This window comes from Pseudomonas inefficax (genome assembly GCF_032164165.1).
Classification (GTDB): domain Bacteria; phylum Pseudomonadota; class Gammaproteobacteria; order Pseudomonadales; family Pseudomonadaceae; genus Aquipseudomonas; species Aquipseudomonas inefficax.
This window is the reverse complement of the sequence record NZ_CP134401.1, coordinates 4881115-4896657: the sequence shown is the minus strand read 5'-3', so window position 1 is coordinate 4896657 and position 15543 is coordinate 4881115. Positions and strand designations below refer to the sequence as shown.

Sequence of the window (15543 nt, the reverse complement as noted above, 5' to 3'; positions counted from 1 at the left end):
CTCAATCCTGTTTGTCCTTGATCGCTTTGAGTAAAGCATCGATTTCACCGCGCCGGCCTTGGTCGGCCAGCTCCCGCCCGGGTCGGGGCGGTGCCTGCAATGCCTTCTGCAGGGCGGCGCGGGCTTCGTCGTAGCGGTTCTGCCGGTACAGGTGGTCAGCCCAGAAGTAGTTGCTGTCGATACCGTCGGGGTTGATCGCCAGCGCCTGGCGCAGCATGGCCTCGGCCTTGGCCTGGTCGCCGAAGCTCAGCGGCCAGCCGGGCACCTGGTCGTACAGCGCGCCCAGGCTGGTGTAGGCCGAGCCCTGCAGCGCCTTGGGGTCCATGGCCAGGGCCTTTTCCAGGCTGGCGCGGGCGGCCTTGACCTTGCCCAGTGCACCCAACCCGCCGGTGGCACCAGCCCAGCTGCTGTTGACGATGCCATCCCAGATCAGTGGCTCGGCCGAACCCGGGTGCTGGTGCACGAACGCCGCCGACTGCACCGCCAGGGCTTCGAACGCCTCGGCACGCTGAGCCTCGGGCAGGTTGTAGCGAATCACCGCCCAGCGCTGCTGGATGGCATCGAGTTGCTGGGTAGCGTTCTGGTCGAGGGCCCAGGTGAACGGGGCGATGGCCAGCAGACTGGCCAGTATCAGACGTTTCATTTGCTCGACTCCTTGCTGTGCCAGGTGCTGTAGCGACGGATCAGCGGCAGTTGCTTGCGCAGGGCGCGATCGACCACACCCGGCAGCATGCCGTTCAGGCGTACGAAGAGTTTTTCCGGCCAGCCCAGGTACAGTTCGCTACGCTCGGCCTGTACCGCGTCGAGCACCGCGCGGGCGACGTCATGCGGGTCGTCGACGCCTACCTTCAACGCCTGGTTCAGGGCCTGCGCGGCGCTGCTGTTCATCGTCGTGCGGGTGGTGCGCGGTGCGGCATACAGCACGTTCACCGAGGTGTCGGCAAGCTCGCGGCGCAATGCCTCGGAGAACCCGCGCAAGGCAAACTTGCTGGCGCAGTAGGTGGCATAGCCCGGGTAGCCGATCGAGCCATAGATCGACCCCACGTTCACCACCAGCGCACTGGGCTGCTCGCGCAGCAGCGGCAGGCAAAGGCGGGTGAGCTGCACGGCGGCCTTGATGTTGAGGTCGAACAACTCGTCCAGGGCAGCCTCGTCCATCTGTTCGAGCAAGGCGAAGCGGTTGACCCCGGCGGCGTTGATCAACAGGTTGCAACTGCCCATCGCCCGCGTCGCCTCCAGCACGTCACGGCGGCCTTCGGCGCAGCGCAGGTCGGCCTGCTGCCAACGCAGTTGCCCGGGGTAGCGCGCCATCAGTTCGGTCAGCCTGCCCTGCTGCCGGCTGACCGCCAGTACACGGGCACCGGCACTGCATAGCTGGGCTGCCAGTTCCAGGCCGATGCCACCGCTGGCGCCGGTAAGCACCGCCACGCAATCAGGCAAGCGCATGCTGTACCTCCTGCTGCGCGGCGCGCGGCAGCCCTTCGAACATGGCGGTATACAGGCGATACACCACTTTGGCAGCGTGGATTACCGCCTGTTGGTCCTCGGGCTGGTCCAGGCGGTTCATCAGGTCACGGTAGGTGACCATGTGGTCCTGGTCCAGGGCGCCGTGGGAACTCAGGTAGCTGAACGCCTGGTCCGGCAGGCCGAGGCTGCTCTGCAGGGTACCGGCAGCCTGGGTGGCCAGGGCAATGCTGGTGCCTTCGAGCACGTTGACCATGCCGAACAGCCCGACCGGGTTGCCGCGGGCAATCTGATCGTAGAGAAACGCCACCATCAGCTCGATGGGCAATGCCGGCCGGCCGCCCACCACCTGATGCGGGTCGCCACCGCAGGCGGCGATATCATCGAGAATCCAGCGCTCATGGCCGTACTCCTCCTCGATGTACTCGCACACTGCCCCGCGCAGCCACTCAAGCCGCACCGGCAAACGGGCCCCGCAAGCCATCATCAATGGCACGGTGTGCCGCACGTGGTGGTAAGCCTGGGTGAGAAAGGCCACATAAGCCTCGAGGCTGGCCTTGCCGGCCAGCGCGTCGCGGATCACCGGGACACTGAACAATGCCGTACGCTCGTCGGCGGTTTCCTGCTGCAGGGTATCGAAGAAAAGCATGGCAAACCTCGCGGATCATTGAAGGTCGGATAACAGGGACTGGTAACACCGCAGGATCTGTTCGCGGCGTGGCCGGCCGTTGGCGGTCAGGGTTTGCCCGGCGGCACTCAAGGGTTCGGGCAGGCGCCGCCAGGCATGCACCCGGGCATAATCCGGCAGGCCGGCATTGGCCTGGCGGATGGCCTGTTCGAGGGTGTGGTCGTCAGCCTGCGGGTCCAGCGGCCAGATCAGCGCCAGGTTGTGTGCCAGGCCTTCGCCGTGGACGAACGCCTGGGCGATCACCCCGCCCTGGGTCAGTTCGGCCTCCACCCACTCGGGGTTGACGTTGCGCCCGAAGCTGGTGCTGTACTGGTGCTTCTTGCGCCCGGCCAGGTACAGGAAGCCGTCGCTGTCGAAGTGGCCCAGGTCACCGGTCGGCAACCACGGCTCGCTGAAGGGTGGCTCGCCCAGATAGCCGAGCAACGTCGAACCGGCCACGTGCACTTCGCCATCTTCGGCAATGCGCACCTGCACATGCGGCAGCGGCCGCCCGACGCTGCCCGGACGGTGCGCCCCGGGGCGATTGAGGCACACCACCGAGGCGCATTCGGACAAGCCATAGCCCTCGAACACCGGCAGCCCGACGGCCTCGACCCGGGCCAGCAGGCTCGGCGCCACCCGCGCGCCGCCCACCGCCACGAAGCGCAACGGGCCGACACGCATCAGGCCGCGCTCGATGGCGGTGACCAGCCCAAGCAGCAGTTGCGGCACCAGGATCAGGCTTTCGGCACCACTCAAGGCGATGGCGCCCAGCAATTGCTTGAAGTCGACCTGGCTGGCACCGCGAAAACCCAATTGCGCCTGCGGGTACAGGGCAATGCTCGCCCCGGCCAGCAGGGCCGCGTACAGGCCCAGGTTTTCCAGCAGCACCGCCAGGGGCAATACTGCCAGGTACTTGCCTGGCGCCGTGGGCCGGCTGGCGGCCTCCAGTTCACCCGCTACCCGCAGCATGGCCTCGGCGCTCAGGCATACGCCCTTGGGTGCACCGGTGCTACCGGAGGTGTAGGTAATCTTCGCGGTGCCCGGCGGTAAGGGCACGGCCGCTGGCGGCTGCCGGCTCCAGAAGCGCTCACCGGCAGTGAAGCCGCTGGCGTGCAAATCGTCAGCGAAGGTCTCATCAGCCAGCGCCAGCACCGCCCCGCTCTGTGCCAGGCAGTGGCGGCGCTGGGCGCTACTGAAGAACGCCGGCAGGATGACGATGGGGCGCGCCGCGAACAGCGCCGCCAGGTCCCAGAACAGCGCCTCGGGGCCGTTTTCCAGGGCCAGGGCGAAGGTGCCCGGTGGCTGCGCGCTCAACCAGGCCCGTCGTTGCTCGACCTCGTCCAGCAACTGTTGATAGGTATGTTGTCTGCCAAGGCCCAGCAACGCCGGTTGCGCCCCTCGGTGGCGGGCATGCAATTGCAACACTTCCCTGAACAACTGGCATTCACGCGGCATGGCCGGCCTCCTGCACGTTCGCGGGCAAGCCCAGCCGCTCGAAAACGCCACTGCGGGCCAGGGCTGCATGGCCGTAGTCGATATTGCCGACGAACACTTGCGGGTGCTGCGCGTAGTAACTGCCCCAACTGTCGGCATCGCCATTCAGCCGGCCTGGGTCGGCCATGGCCAGCGCCGTGGGCACCAGGCCCAGGCGATGAAAGCTGTTGACCAGGGTCGCGGCCCCAGTGAAGGCCACCCACTGCAAGCCGCGGGCAGCCAGCAACCAGGTCACTGCGATGATCATGATCCGCGCGCTGCCGGCGGTGAGCGCGGCCAGGTTGCCCACTTCGACCAACTGCGCACGGCTCACCGGGCTGCCCGACAGCCGGGTCACGGCCACTTCCAGCGGCTCATCCAGGTAACGCTCGATGAAGGTCGGACCACTGCCGGCCAGGCGTATGCCGGCGGCGGCCATCAGGCGCCCGTGGCTGTCATGCAGGCCGAGCAGTTCGGGCAGGTAATGCTGCACGTCGGCGTGGTGCGCGCAGGCAAAGCGGGCGTGAATGAACTGTTCCAGCTCCTCGCGCCCCGGCTCTCCCGGGTGTGTCAGCGTCATGTGGGCGAGGCGATCGCCGTGGCTGCCGATAGCCAGCGGAAACAGGCTGGCGCTGTCTGCCTGGGTCATGGCTGTCCCCCTTTCAAGTCAGGTCTTGGGGGCAGTATCCGGGGGCAATCTGAAGCCAATCTGAAGTGCTACATTTGCCATAGCCCTCATGCGCACCAACAAGGAAAACAGATGCGCCACGAATTCAGCGAAGTGCTCAACGACCTGGTCGACTACTTTCTGCTCGGCGATATCCAGCTGCTCGAGCGCTTCAAACACCAACGTGAACTGCCCGACGACCTGGCCCATGCCTTCACCCACGGCGACAGCGGTGACCAGGCCGTGCGCGAAGGGGTCGTGCTGCCACTGGCCGGGGTCGATAACCTGCCCTACCGCATCCTGTTCACCCTGGACAACCATACGCCGGCCCTGCGCGAACCCGGCAGCCGCCTGAAGCACCGCCGTAATGGCTATGTGCTGCAAGTCGAGCACGGTGCGCTGATGCTGTACACCTGGCGCATCCTGCAGCACTTCACGCCCAAGACCCTGGGTGACCTGATGGCCCGCTACCAGGTGCCGGGGCGGCCGATCATCGAGCTGGACAATGGCTGGTATGACGTGGAAGTGCTGGCGGGTGCGCTGGTGCGTGACGGGATGTATGAGCCGGCGTTCGAGTTCGTGTTGAAGAAGCGCTGGAGCCGGGGCGAGGCTGTTGGGGTGGATACAGGGTATGTGTTTGGGTTGCGGGGCTACTTTGACTGATTGAGCGCCTGTGCCGGCCCTTTCGCGGGTAAACCCGCTCCCACAGGTTCCCCGCTGCCCTCAGGTGCAGTGATATCCCTGTGGGAGCGAGTTTACCCGCGAAGAGGCCAGTCCTGCCAATGTCAATCTCAGGTGTGGTTGATATCCCGGTCCTTGGTTTCGGGCAGGAAGAATATCCCCAGCACCGCCGTCATCACCGCAATCACGATCGGGTACCACAAGCCGTAATAGATATCCCCGGTCGCCGCCACCATGGCAAATGCCACGGTCGGCAGGAAGCCGCCGAACCAGCCGTTGCCGATGTGGTAAGGCAGCGACATCGAGGTGTAGCGGATACGCGCCGGGAACAGCTCCACCAGCCAGGCCGCGATCGGCCCGTAGACCATGGTCACGTAGATCACCAGAATGGTCAGCAGCAACAGTACCATCGGGTAGTGGATCTTCGCCGGGTCGGCTTTTTCCGGGTAGCCGGCTTCCTTCAACGCCCCGGTCAAGGTTGCGGTAAAGGCGTCGCTGCGTGCCTTGAAGTCCGCTGCCGCCAGGCCGCTGCCATCAAAGCTTGGCAGCACCCGTTCACCGATGCGGATCTGCGCCACGCTGCCGGGTTCGGCCGCTTCGTTGGTATAGGGGATGGCCCGCTTGGCCAGCAGGCTCTTGGCGATATCGCACGAGCTGGTGAATTTGGCCTTGCCCACCGGGTCGAACTGGAACGCGCACTGGGCAGGGTCTGCCATCACCACCACCGGGTTCTGCTCCTGGGCGACGAATACGTCCGGGTTGCCGTACTGGGTCAGTGCCTTGAAGATCGGGAAGTAGGTCAGCGCGGCGATGATGCAACCGGCCATGATGATTTTCTTGCGGCCGATGCGGTCGGACAGGCTGCCGAAGAAGATGAAGAACGGTGTGCCGATCAATAGCGAACCGGCAATCAGCAGGTTGGCGGTCTGCGGCTCGATCTTGAGCATCTGCAACAGGAAGAACAACGCATAGAACTGCCCGGTGTACCACACCACGGCCTGGCCGGCGGTGCCGCCGAGCAGCGCCATGATCACCACCTTGAGGTTGTCCCAGCGGGCGAAGGATTCCGTCAGTGGCGCCTTGGACGACTTGCCCTCGGCCTTCATTTTCATGAACACCGGCGACTCGTTGAGTTGCATGCGGATGTACACCGAGATTGCCAGCAGCAGTATCGACAGCAGGAACGGCACCCGCCAGCCCCAGGCCTCGAACACCTCGTTACCCATGACCGTGCGGCAGGTCATGATCACCAGCAGCGAGAGGAACAGCCCCAGGGTGGCGGTGGTCTGGATCCACGCGGTGAAGAAGCCGCGCCGGCCCTTGGGTGCATGTTCGGCCACATAGGTGGCCGCGCCGCCGTACTCGCCACCCAATGCCAGGCCCTGCAGCAGGCGCAGGCTGATGAGGATGATCGGCGCGGCCACACCGATCGTGGCATAGCTGGGTAGCAGGCCCACCACGGCGGTGGACAGGCCCATGATGACGATGGTGATGAGGAAGGTGTACTTGCGCCCGATCATGTCGCCCAGGCGACCGAACACGATGGCGCCGAATGGCCGCACGGCGAAGCCGGCGGCAAAGGCCAGCAAGGCGAAGATGAACGAGGTGGTTTCATTGACCCCGGCAAAGAAGTGCTTGGCGATGATCGCCGCCAGGGAGCCGTACAGGTAGAAGTCGTACCATTCGAATACCGTGCCCAGGGACGAGGCGAAGATGACCTTGCGCTCCTCCCGGGTGATACCGCGTTGGGGCGCGCTGCCCGTGGATGTGCTGTCGAGAACCGCCATGGGGTGCCTCCGTCTTGTCGTCATGCAGGCCGGGAGCACCTCATATCTTTTTCACCATCGCACCCAGGCCCTGGGGGGCTTGCTTTGGATATGCGAAGCACGACGAGGCGGGCCGCCTCGGATCGCAGCAAGGTAACTGAAGCATAATAGGCTTTGCCGGGATATCCACTTGAACCTTGCGCGATCTGTTACCCGACGCCCGGTGGCTTGCGCAAGCTGCGCCGGGAACTCACGTCACAAGGCAACGCAACCCAGCGAATCGTGCAGCAGGCTGACAGGCGCGCCCTGCGCCTGCAGCGGCGCCCATTCCTGGGCGAACAACTTGGCTTGTGCGGTGTCGATCCAGTGCTCGCGAGAGTGCAGGTTACTCATGGAGCGTCCGTTGCCGGTACCGGCCCTTTCAACTCGACCTGGTTGCCATCGGGGTCGTAGCAGTACAGCGACAACCCCTCGCCTTCGGCGCCATAGCGTTTCTCGGCAGGTTCGACTTCAACCTCCGCAGCTTGCAGGTAGGCCGTAAGTGCAGCCTCATCGAACGGCTCGATGCGCAGGCAGAAATGGTGCAGGTTGCGCCCTTCGGCCCCCGGCGCCGCGCCGCCAGGCTGGCCCAGGGGACCGTCCAGGGTCACCAGATCGATCATTGCCGTGCCCGTGGCCAGGTGGACCATGCCCAGGTCTTTGCGCACACGGCTGACCGTGCAGCCGAGCAGTTCGGTGTAGAAGGCGACGCTGCGATCCAGGTCGCTGACGCGCAGAACGAGGTGGTCGATATGCTTGATGGTGAACGGTCGCATGCCAAGGCTCCTTGTGGCCGCTGAATTCCTGTAGAGGCTCGCCCAGCCCTTTGGGCTGCGCTGTCACGCAGGGAACCTGATTCGCAAGCGATCCAGGTACCCTGTGGGAGCGGCTTCAGCCGCGAAGAATCCAACGCGGTGCATGGCACCGGCTGCGCCGGTGTTCGCAGCTAAGCTCCCACAGCCACCATAGCCCAGGTCCGCACGGCATGACCATGCTCACCTACTCGTTTACCAACCGTTGCAGCACGCCCCCTTCATGGCGGGCCAGGATACGCAGCAACTGATCGACCAGCGCGCGATCCGGCGCATCCAGGTGGAAGTGGTGCCCGCCCGGATGCCAGGAGATCTTCGCCTGGCTGGGCAAGGCCGCCTGGCGCCGGGTAAAGGCGTCACCGGTGAATGCCCCCTGGCGACCGAACAGCAGGTACAACGGGCAACGAATCTGGCTGAGCAGGTCGCAGGCTTCGCGCTCGGTCAGCGGCATGGGTTCGGGCAGCACCAGACGTGGGTCGTGACGCCAGCAATAGCCCTCGCCCAGTTGCAGCAGGTCGCGCAGTGCCAGCAGCCGTGCCGCCTCTTCCGACAGCTCGGTGTCCAGGCGCTCGCGGCGTTGCGCCAGCGCCGTGTCCAGGTCCTCGAAACGGCCGACGTCCGGCTCGGCAAAACCCTGCAGCTGGCTGCGCTGCACCATGCGCTTGAGCCGGTAGGCCCGGGCCAGGTGCTGCACGCGGTCATCCTCGGCCACCGTGAACGGTGCGCCCATGCCGTCGAGAAAGGTCATGCTGGCAATACCGCTGGTCATGGCCGCCAGCAACGACGCCACCCCGGTGCCCATGCCATGGGCCAGCACATGGAATTGCGCCAGGCCCAGGCTGTCGGTAACCGCCAGCATGTCCTGGGCATGTTCCCACAGGTAGTAGCCACTGTCGTGGCGGCGATGGTCCGAGCGGCCGTGGCCGACCAGGTCGGGGGCGACCACGAAGCAGCCGTCAAGCATCGGTGCCAGGCGCTCGAACGAGGCGGCGTTGTCCAACCAGCCATGCAAGGCCAGCACGGGGATGCCGTCTTCCCTCCCCCAGGTCCGTACCGCTATTTCAATACCGTCGAGGTCCAGCAGGTGATCCTTGGGTGTCGATGAAGAACGCATGGGTACGCTTCCTGACTGAAGCCTGGCATGACCATGCCAGGCCGAATACGCCGCCGGCCCCTTCGCCTCCTGTCGCCAGCGGCAACCCTTGCGCCGGGCCATTCAGGGCTCCGACACGTTACCTTGGCGCAACCTCAGGCACACCACTGGCCCGTCACCGACCGTGACTTAACCGTCACCGACCCTCACTGCCCGCGCAAGTCCTCGAAGAACGCCTGCCTGCCATCCACCTGGCTGGACGCGCGCGGCGCCGCTGCCACTTCACCGTTGGCGGCTTCCACGTGCCAGTAGCAGTGCTGCACCGCGCGGGTTACCGCTACATAGGCCAGGCGCTGAACCTCTTCTTTCTGCGCGGTATCGAACGGCTGGGCATCACCGGCCTTGCCCAGCCCGGCCTGGCGATACACCTGGTTCTTGTAGGGCGAACTGGTCAGGTACTGGCAGTCGCCCAGCATGAATACTGCATCGGCCTGCAAGCCCTTGGCACTGTGGTAGGTCAACTGGCGCAGCCGACGCTGCTCGGCCGGCAGCGCCGCCTCGGCGTGCAGTACGCCTTGCAGGTGCTCGTTCATCAGCGCCCGGTCGCTGCCCTTGCGGTACAGCATCATCACCGTCTCGCCACGCTGGTAATGCTCGATCAGCGTTTCACCCAGCGCGGCCTCGTCACGGTCGAACACCTTGACCGGCGTGCCCGGCAACTCGGCAGCCGGGCCGCTGGCCCGGGCTTTCTTGCCGGCAATCGCCGGGGTGCCCTTGACCAGATGCTCGGCCGCATCGATCACCTGCTGCTGGCAACGGTAATTGTCGACCAGCATCACCCGGGTGTTGGCCGGTGACGGGAAGGCCTTGGTGAACTCCATGAAGTACTTGGGCGAACTGCCACGCCAGCCGTAGATCGACTGCCAGTCGTCGCCCACGCACAACAGCGACGAATGCTGGGCATGGCGCCCGGTGTGCATCGCCGGGCCACGACGACGGATCTCGGCGAGGCTGGCACGCAGCCAGCTGACGATCTGCGGTGACACGTCCTGGAACTCGTCGATCATCAGGTGCGCCAGCGGCCGCAGCAACGGGTCGGGCAGCAGTTGCAGGTTTTCCGGGTTGTTCTCGCCGAACAAGGCGAACATGCGGTTGTAGCTCATCACCGGCGGCGACTGGTCCAGCAGGTGCGCCTCCAGGGCCTTCCAGTACAGGGCCAATGCCTCGAAGAACAGCGCATCGCTGTCGCCGGAGGGGAAGCTCATCGCCGCCACGGCAGTGTTCACCTCCAGGCCGAGGTTCTCGATGAAATTCGCCGCACCGACAAAGGCATCGAGCAGTGGCGCCGGGGCCAGTTCGCCCTTGACCTTGTATTCGAAGCCGGGGCCGGCCACGGCGTCACCGGCCAGCGAGGCTGCCAGGCGCCGGGCCATGGCGTAGTTGTCGAGCCAGATCAGCGGCTGGTCGCAGAAGGCCTGCAACAGGGTGCGCTTGACCGCCCACTCGGCACGCACTGCCAGCTTGGCGCCAGGGCGCTGGTACTGCGCGCTCTCCGCCGGGTCGAAGCCCAGCACGAGCAAAGGCCCTTGGCCGGCCAGGCGGCCATGCACATGGAAGCGGCTGCCACGGATCTCGATGGTCTCGCGGCAGGGCTCGATGCCTTTGATCGGCCAGGCACCGGCGGCGAACCACAGGTCCTCGATCACGTCGCACAGTTCTTCGTCGCGCTGGGCCGCCAGCTGGGTCACCTGGGCGCGCTTCTGCACATCGGGGTTGTTCGGGTCCAGCGGCTTGAGCTGCAGGGCTTCGCTGCGCAACAGGCCAACCAGCTCGGCAAACCGCGGGTTCTCGCCCAGCAGGGTGCTGTAACACTGGTTCAGCTGCTGGCGCTGGGCATCGTTCAGGCGCAGGTCGAACGGGTTGCTCTCGGCCTCGGCCTCACGCCCGGCCGGCATCTCGTTGCCCAGCGTTTCGAACGCGCGCACCTGGCCAAAGCCCGGCAAGCTGCGCACCAGCGGCAGGATGCGCGAATGGAACGTGCGCACCAGCTCGCGGGCCTGCAGCGGTTGCAGGTTGATCTGCCACAAGGCGAATACCTGCAGCAGGCGCTTGATGAAGTCCTTGCGCGACTCACGGGTGAAGGTGACCACGGTCATCGCATCCAGCTCGTAGCCCAGGTAATGGCGCAACAGCAGGATGCGCAGCACCAGCGAGGTGGACTTGCCGGCCCCTGCCCCGGCCACCACGCAGGTGGACGGTGTGTCGCTGAAAATCAGCTTCCATTGCGCGGCGCTGGGCTGCGCCTCGGCGGGCAAGCGCTGGGCGACATCGGCCTTGAAGCGCTTTTTCAGCTCGGCAGTCAGGGGCAGCCGCCAGTCATCGAACAGGTTGTCATCCCGGCCCGGCACCGCGGCGGTGTCGGGCCGGGTATCGCGGATCACCAGCACCTGACGCCCGGCCTCGTAACCTTCCACCCGCCCGCGTTCGAACCCTTCACGCACGCCATCGGCATGGCCACTGCGCTGGCCGCTGGCGTGGCCGAGGAACCAGGAGTCGCGGTGCTGGGCCTGCAGGCGGGTCAGGCCACGCCCCAGCAGGCGGGCCGCCAGGCGGCGAAACCAGGGCAGTTGGGCAGGAGGGGTAAGGTCGGCGGGGGCCTTGGGTTGCTCTTGGGCCACGGTCACTCCGTTGATGAACAAAATCAGCGGGCATGTTCGCCGCATCGACAAAAAATCGCCAGCGAATGCTTGCAGATCAGTGGATTAGGCGATGAAACGGATAAAACACGCCATCCAGACAAATCTATTTTACTGATTATTTTAAGCCGATATTTACGCTTATTTTCGATACTTGTTTAGCGCATCATGGCCTCATTCCACTGATTCAAGGAGCACGACCATGCTGCAACTGCGACCGTTCGAAAGCCTCGGCCACGCCAACCACGGCTGGCTCGACGCCCACCACCATTTCTCGTTTGCCGAGTACTACGACCCGGCACGCATGCACTGGGGCAACCTGCGGGTGTGGAACGATGACCTGATCGCTGCCGGCAGCGGCTTTCCACCGCACCCGCACCGCGACATGGAAATCATCACCTATGTGCGTGAGGGCGCGATCAGCCATCAGGACAGCCTGGGTAACAAAGGCCGTACCGAAGCCGGTGATGTACAGGTGATGAGCGCCGGTACCGGCATCGTGCACAGCGAGTACAACCTGGAAGACGTCGACACACGTATTTTCCAGATCTGGATCGTGCCGGAGCGCACCGGCGAAGCACCACAATGGGGTAGCCGGCCGTTCCCCAAAGGGGAGCGTGGTGAAGGCTTCGTGACCCTGGCCAGCGGCCGTGCGGGCGATGAGGACAGCCTGCAGATCCGCACCGATGCGCGCTTGGTGGCAGCCACCCTGCGTGCAGGTGAAACCGCCGAGTACCGTTTCGATGCCGCACGCCGGGGCTACCTGGTGCCGGCCAAGGGGCTGGTGGAAGTCAACGGGCTGCGTGCCAAGGCGCGTGATGGCGTGGCGATCGAGCAGGAGGAGGTGCTGCGGGTGACCGCCATCGAGGACAGCGAGATCGTGCTGGTGGATGTGGCCTGAGGCCTGCCCCTGCAGGTTCGCATGCAGGTGTTCCCCTGTGGATTGCGCAGCCCTTTGGGCTGCGCTGTCGCACAGATAACTGAATTCGCAAGCGATCCTTGTACCCTGTGGGAGCGGCTTTAGCCGCGAAGAATCCAACGCGGTGCATGGCACCGGCTGCGCCGGTGTTCGCGGCTAAAGCCGCTCCCACAGGGTCCCTGCTAATTCAATGAGTTATGTGCAGTTCTATGAGAATGGGCCTGCAAGCGCTAGCCTGGTACAGCCACTTCGGCGAGCACTTCGGCCGAGGTAGTGACCTGGCGGAAGTGATGCTTCCACAGGTCGATGCCCAGCTTGCCCGACCTGTCGAGCGAAGAACCTACCGTCATGTCGGTGACCAGGGTGGGCATCAACCCTGCATCGAACAGGGCGAAACCGGCGGCCAGCACACAGGTTTCGGTCTGCAACCCACATACCAGCACGCGTTCCACACCCAATTTCTTGATGTAGTCGATGGCCTCGGCGCTCTGCCCGTAGCCATGCTTGACGAACACCTGGTCGGCCTCGACCAGGCTGTCGTCCTCGGCCGCCGGGTGCCAGCCAAGCTGCCGCTCGAACGGCGTGACCTGCTCATCGTGCAACTCGACCGAGGCGATGGTGGGGATGTTCGCCGACAACCGGCGCAAGCCATCGACCAGCCACTCGGGCGGGCTGAAGGTGGACTGGACATCGACGATGAGCAAAACCTGGCGCATGGGCGGATTCCGGGCATGGGCAAAGGCGCGGAGTATAACGCGATCGCCTGTGGGAAAGGCCTCAATGCCACGCTGCCAGGCTGTCCCCTTGGCGGAAGAACGCCCTCAGGTGCTCGACGAAGCACGACACCTTGGCCGACAGGTTCAGGCGTTCCAGGTACACCGCATAGATATCCGCAGGCGGCGTCTGGTAATCACCCAGCACTTCCACCAGGCGCCCGCTGCGCAGGTGATCGGCCAGGTTCCACTCGGCCCGCAGCAAGATGCCCTGCCCGTCCAGCGCCCAGTTCAGGGCGACCTCGCCATCGTTGGTGCTGAGGCTGCCATGTACCTTCACCGACTCGCTCTGCTTGCCGCGGCTCAGCCGCCAGATACCGAACGCGGCGTCATTCTGGCGCAGCACGATGCAGTTGTGACTGGCCAGGTCCTTTGGCGATTCAGGGGTCCCGTGGACTTGCAGGTAACCAGGCGATGCGCACAAGCGGCGGCGGTTGGACGCGATCTTGCGGGCGATCAGTCGCGAGTCAGGCAGCTCGCCAAAGCGGATGGCCACATCGATGGCGTCATTCGGCAGGGCAATCGGCCGGTCGGTCAGGTGCAACTGCACTTCCACCTCGGGGTAGCGCCGGGCAAACGAGGACACCGCCGGCCCCACATGGGTACGGCCAAAACCCAGCGGTGCATTGACCCGTAGCAAGCCCTTGGGCTCGGCACGGCTGCTGGACACCTGCCGCTCCATTTCCTCGATCTCGCCCAGTATGCGCCTGGCATTCACCAGGTAAGTCTCGCCCTCGGCGGTAAGGCTGATGCTGCGTGTGGTGCGGTTCAGCAGGCGTACGCCCAGGCGCTGTTCCAGCTGCGCCAGGCGCTTGGAGACCGCTGGCGGGGTCAGGTTCAGTTCGCGAGCGGTGCCCGCCAGGCTGCCCACCCTGATCAACTGGCTAAAGAAAGCCAGTTCCGATACCGGATTCATAATTAACCTGAAGGAAACAATGAGTTGAATTTCATTGTATTACAGCATTTTTGAAAAACCATTACCTTTTGCCCTGCGTGATTAACCACAACAAAGCTGGGCTCTTCGGCCGCCAAGGCCAGGTGTGACCTGCACCCTCACGAGCAGCCCGGCCGCCAGATAAATCCGACTCACAACAATAATTCGGAGACGGCAATGGCCAAGCGATTGTTCGGCAAGTTGTTCGGCAAGCTCTACGTACAGGTATTGATCGGCGTAACCCTCGGGGTGCTGATCGGGGTGTTCTGGCCACAGGTTGGCGCTGACCTGAAGCCCGTCGGTGATGCCTTCATCAAACTCATCAAGATGGTCTTCGCCCCGATCATCTTCGCCACGGTGGTGCTTGGCATCGCCAAGATGGAAAACATGAAGGAACTCGGCCGCGTCGGCGTGCGCGCGCTTATCTACTTCGAAGTGCTGTCCACCTTTGCCCTGGTGCTGGGGCTGGTGGTGGTCAACATCGTGCAGCCCGGCCAGGGCATGAACGTCGACCCCGCCACCCTCGATGCCAAGAGCATTTCCACCTACACCGCCGCGGCAGCCGGCAACAACGGCGGCTTCATCGACTTCCTGCTGCATGTGATACCCGGCAGCGTGACCGATGCTTTCGCCAAGAACGAGATCCTGCCAATCCTGCTGTTCAGCACCCTGTTCGGTATCGCCCTCTCCCACCTGGGCCCGCGCGGCAAGCCGATGGTGGATGTGCTGGAAGCGTTCTCCCACGGCATGTTCTTCATCGTTGGCATGATCATGCGCGTGGCACCGCTGGCCGCTTGCGGGGCCATGGCCTTCACCGTGGGCAAGTACGGGCTGGGCTCGATCGTTTCGCTGGGCAAGCTGATGGCGACCATGTACCTGACCTGCTTCCTGTTCGTGGTGGTGGTGCTGGGCGCCATTGCCCGGCTGTCCGGCTTCAACCTGTGGAAGTTCCTCAAGTACCTGAAGGAAGAGCTGTTCACGGTACTGGGTACCAGCTCATCCGAGTCGGTGGTGCCGCAACTGATGAACAAGCTGGAAAAGGTTGGCGTGTCCAAGCCTGTGGTCGGCCTGGTGATCCCCTCGGGCCTTACCTTCAACCCGGACGGCCAGTGCATCTACTACACCATGGCCGCCATCTTCATCGCCCAGGCCACCAACACACCGTTGACCCTGATGGACCAACTGATCGTGCTGGGTGTGCTGCTGCTCACCTCCAAAGGCTCTGCAGGCGTAACCGGCTCGGGCTTCATCACCCTGGCCGCGACCCTGGCGACCATGGACAACATCCCGGTGGCCGGCATGGTCCTGCTGCTGGGCGTGGACCGCTTCATGTCCGAAGCCCGGGCCATCACCAACACCATCGGCAACGCGGTCGGCACCGTGGCCATTGCCAACTGGGTGGGTGCGCTGGACAAGCAGCGCATGGCCCAGGCCCTGGACGGCCAACTGCCGGTCGAACCCGCCCCCGAACCCGAGGCCGCTGCGCCGCACCCTGCCCTTGCACGCATGGAGGCCGGCACACCCGCACCCTGACCTTTCGAAAAACAGCAAAAAGA

Annotated in this window: 15 protein-coding genes; 3 read left to right on the top strand and 12 right to left on the bottom strand. The window is 64.6% G+C overall.

From position 1 onward, the window contains the following. Nucleotide 1 precedes the first annotated feature (1 nt). The 5 genes from RIN61_RS22110 to RIN61_RS22090 are packed head-to-tail and all read right to left on the bottom strand — an operon-like array spanning nucleotide 2 to nucleotide 4256. The gene (locus tag RIN61_RS22110) at nucleotides 2-643 is read right to left on the bottom strand and encodes a tetratricopeptide repeat protein (RefSeq protein ID WP_112252217.1); all 642 of its coding nucleotides are present in this window, start codon (nucleotides 641-643) and stop codon (nucleotides 2-4) included. Then, entirely contained in the window at nucleotides 640-1446 is an 807-nt protein-coding gene (locus tag RIN61_RS22105) for an SDR family oxidoreductase (RefSeq protein ID WP_112252218.1), read from the bottom strand. Before RIN61_RS22105 ends, RIN61_RS22110 begins: the two co-directional genes overlap by 4 nt. Further along, entirely contained in the window at nucleotides 1433-2113 is a 681-nt protein-coding gene (locus RIN61_RS22100; RefSeq protein ID WP_112252219.1) for an iron-containing redox enzyme family protein, read from the bottom strand. Before RIN61_RS22100 ends, RIN61_RS22105 begins: the two co-directional genes overlap by 14 nt. Nucleotides 2114-2128: 15 nt before the next feature. Then, nucleotides 2129-3589 carry an AMP-binding protein gene (locus RIN61_RS22095; protein ID WP_112252220.1) on the bottom strand — a complete coding sequence of 487 codons (1461 nt, stop codon included), beginning with the start codon at nucleotides 3587-3589 and terminating at the stop codon, nucleotides 2129-2131. Further along, nucleotides 3579-4256: a thermostable hemolysin gene (locus tag RIN61_RS22090; RefSeq protein WP_112252221.1), complete on the bottom strand. Its 678-nt coding sequence runs from the start codon at nucleotides 4254-4256 to the stop codon at nucleotides 3579-3581. Before RIN61_RS22090 ends, RIN61_RS22095 begins: the two co-directional genes overlap by 11 nt. A gap of 111 nt (nucleotides 4257-4367) precedes the next feature. Here RIN61_RS22090 and RIN61_RS22085 point away from each other — a divergent pair, with 111 nt between their 5' ends. After that, nucleotides 4368-4937 (top strand): hypothetical protein, encoded by a 570-nt coding sequence (locus tag RIN61_RS22085; protein WP_313854097.1) that lies wholly within the window; start codon nucleotides 4368-4370, stop codon nucleotides 4935-4937. Between the two features lie 128 nt (nucleotides 4938-5065). Here RIN61_RS22085 and RIN61_RS22080 read toward each other — a convergent pair whose 3' ends face one another. The 5 genes from RIN61_RS22080 to RIN61_RS22060 form a co-directional block, all read right to left on the bottom strand. Beyond that, on the bottom strand, nucleotides 5066-6742 hold the full coding sequence (locus RIN61_RS22080) for an MFS transporter (protein ID WP_207879124.1): 1677 nt from the start codon (nucleotides 6740-6742) through the stop codon (nucleotides 5066-5068). Nucleotides 6743-6976: 234 nt separating this feature from the next. Then, on the bottom strand, nucleotides 6977-7114 hold the full coding sequence (locus tag RIN61_RS22075; protein WP_252192250.1) for a hypothetical protein: 138 nt from the start codon (nucleotides 7112-7114) through the stop codon (nucleotides 6977-6979). Continuing rightward, the gene (locus RIN61_RS22070; protein ID WP_207879122.1) at nucleotides 7111-7536 is read right to left on the bottom strand and encodes a VOC family protein; all 426 of its coding nucleotides are present in this window, start codon (nucleotides 7534-7536) and stop codon (nucleotides 7111-7113) included. The genes RIN61_RS22075 and RIN61_RS22070 overlap by 4 nt, the downstream gene beginning before the upstream one ends. A 223-nt stretch (nucleotides 7537-7759) precedes the next feature. Next, nucleotides 7760-8686 carry an alpha/beta fold hydrolase gene (locus RIN61_RS22065; RefSeq protein ID WP_112252224.1) on the bottom strand — a complete coding sequence of 309 codons (927 nt, stop codon included), beginning with the start codon at nucleotides 8684-8686 and terminating at the stop codon, nucleotides 7760-7762. 185 nt (nucleotides 8687-8871) lie between these two features. Further along, nucleotides 8872-11388 (bottom strand): UvrD-helicase domain-containing protein, encoded by a 2517-nt coding sequence (locus tag RIN61_RS22060; RefSeq protein ID WP_207879120.1) that lies wholly within the window; start codon nucleotides 11386-11388, stop codon nucleotides 8872-8874. Between the two features lie 175 nt (nucleotides 11389-11563). On the opposite strand from RIN61_RS22060, the gene RIN61_RS22055 reads away from it, so the two are divergent. After that, on the top strand, nucleotides 11564-12262 hold the full coding sequence (locus tag RIN61_RS22055) for a pirin family protein (protein WP_047934682.1): 699 nt from the start codon (nucleotides 11564-11566) through the stop codon (nucleotides 12260-12262). A gap of 248 nt (nucleotides 12263-12510) precedes the next feature. Here RIN61_RS22055 and RIN61_RS22050 read toward each other — a convergent pair whose 3' ends face one another. Both RIN61_RS22050 and RIN61_RS22045 read right to left on the bottom strand, forming a co-directional pair. After that, on the bottom strand, nucleotides 12511-12996 hold the full coding sequence (locus RIN61_RS22050) for an isochorismatase family protein (protein WP_085592701.1): 486 nt from the start codon (nucleotides 12994-12996) through the stop codon (nucleotides 12511-12513). Nucleotides 12997-13057: 61 nt separating this feature from the next. After that, nucleotides 13058-13969, bottom strand: coding sequence for a LysR family transcriptional regulator (locus RIN61_RS22045; RefSeq protein ID WP_112252226.1), 912 nt, complete (start codon nucleotides 13967-13969; stop codon nucleotides 13058-13060). 195 nt (nucleotides 13970-14164) lie between these two features. Between RIN61_RS22045 and RIN61_RS22040 the strand changes: the two genes are divergently transcribed. Beyond that, a complete protein-coding gene (locus tag RIN61_RS22040; protein ID WP_313854089.1) occupies nucleotides 14165-15520 on the top strand; it encodes a dicarboxylate/amino acid:cation symporter in 1356 nt (451 codons plus the stop codon). Nucleotides 15521-15543: the final 23 nt, after the last annotated feature.

What these genes read in the sequence shown, in the direction of transcription:
- RIN61_RS22050 (WP_085592701.1), bottom strand. Translation starts at nt 12,996, where the DNA reads ATGCGCCAGGTTTTGCTCATCGTCGATGTCCAGTCCACCTTCAGCCCG.
- RIN61_RS22100 (WP_112252219.1), bottom strand. Translation starts at nt 2,113, where the DNA reads ATGCTTTTCTTCGATACCCTGCAGCAGGAAACCGCCGACGAGCGTACG.
- RIN61_RS22075 (WP_252192250.1), bottom strand. Translation starts at nt 7,114, where the DNA reads ATGAGTAACCTGCACTCTCGCGAGCACTGGATCGACACCGCACAAGCC.
- RIN61_RS22090 (WP_112252221.1), bottom strand. Translation starts at nt 4,256, where the DNA reads ATGACCCAGGCAGACAGCGCCAGCCTGTTTCCGCTGGCTATCGGCAGC.
- RIN61_RS22085 (WP_313854097.1), top strand. Translation starts at nt 4,368, where the DNA reads ATGCGCCACGAATTCAGCGAAGTGCTCAACGACCTGGTCGACTACTTT.
- RIN61_RS22055 (WP_047934682.1), top strand. Translation starts at nt 11,564, where the DNA reads ATGCTGCAACTGCGACCGTTCGAAAGCCTCGGCCACGCCAACCACGGC.
- RIN61_RS22110 (WP_112252217.1), bottom strand. Translation starts at nt 643, where the DNA reads ATGAAACGTCTGATACTGGCCAGTCTGCTGGCCATCGCCCCGTTCACC.
- RIN61_RS22065 (WP_112252224.1), bottom strand. Translation starts at nt 8,686, where the DNA reads ATGCGTTCTTCATCGACACCCAAGGATCACCTGCTGGACCTCGACGGT.
- RIN61_RS22105 (WP_112252218.1), bottom strand. Translation starts at nt 1,446, where the DNA reads ATGCGCTTGCCTGATTGCGTGGCGGTGCTTACCGGCGCCAGCGGTGGC.
- RIN61_RS22080 (WP_207879124.1), bottom strand. Translation starts at nt 6,742, where the DNA reads ATGGCGGTTCTCGACAGCACATCCACGGGCAGCGCGCCCCAACGCGGT.
- RIN61_RS22070 (WP_207879122.1), bottom strand. Translation starts at nt 7,536, where the DNA reads ATGCGACCGTTCACCATCAAGCATATCGACCACCTCGTTCTGCGCGTC.
- RIN61_RS22040 (WP_313854089.1), top strand. Translation starts at nt 14,165, where the DNA reads ATGGCCAAGCGATTGTTCGGCAAGTTGTTCGGCAAGCTCTACGTACAG.
- RIN61_RS22045 (WP_112252226.1), bottom strand. Translation starts at nt 13,969, where the DNA reads ATGAATCCGGTATCGGAACTGGCTTTCTTTAGCCAGTTGATCAGGGTG.
- RIN61_RS22060 (WP_207879120.1), bottom strand. Translation starts at nt 11,388, where the DNA reads ATGCGGCGAACATGCCCGCTGATTTTGTTCATCAACGGAGTGACCGTG.
- RIN61_RS22095 (WP_112252220.1), bottom strand. Translation starts at nt 3,589, where the DNA reads ATGCCGCGTGAATGCCAGTTGTTCAGGGAAGTGTTGCAATTGCATGCC.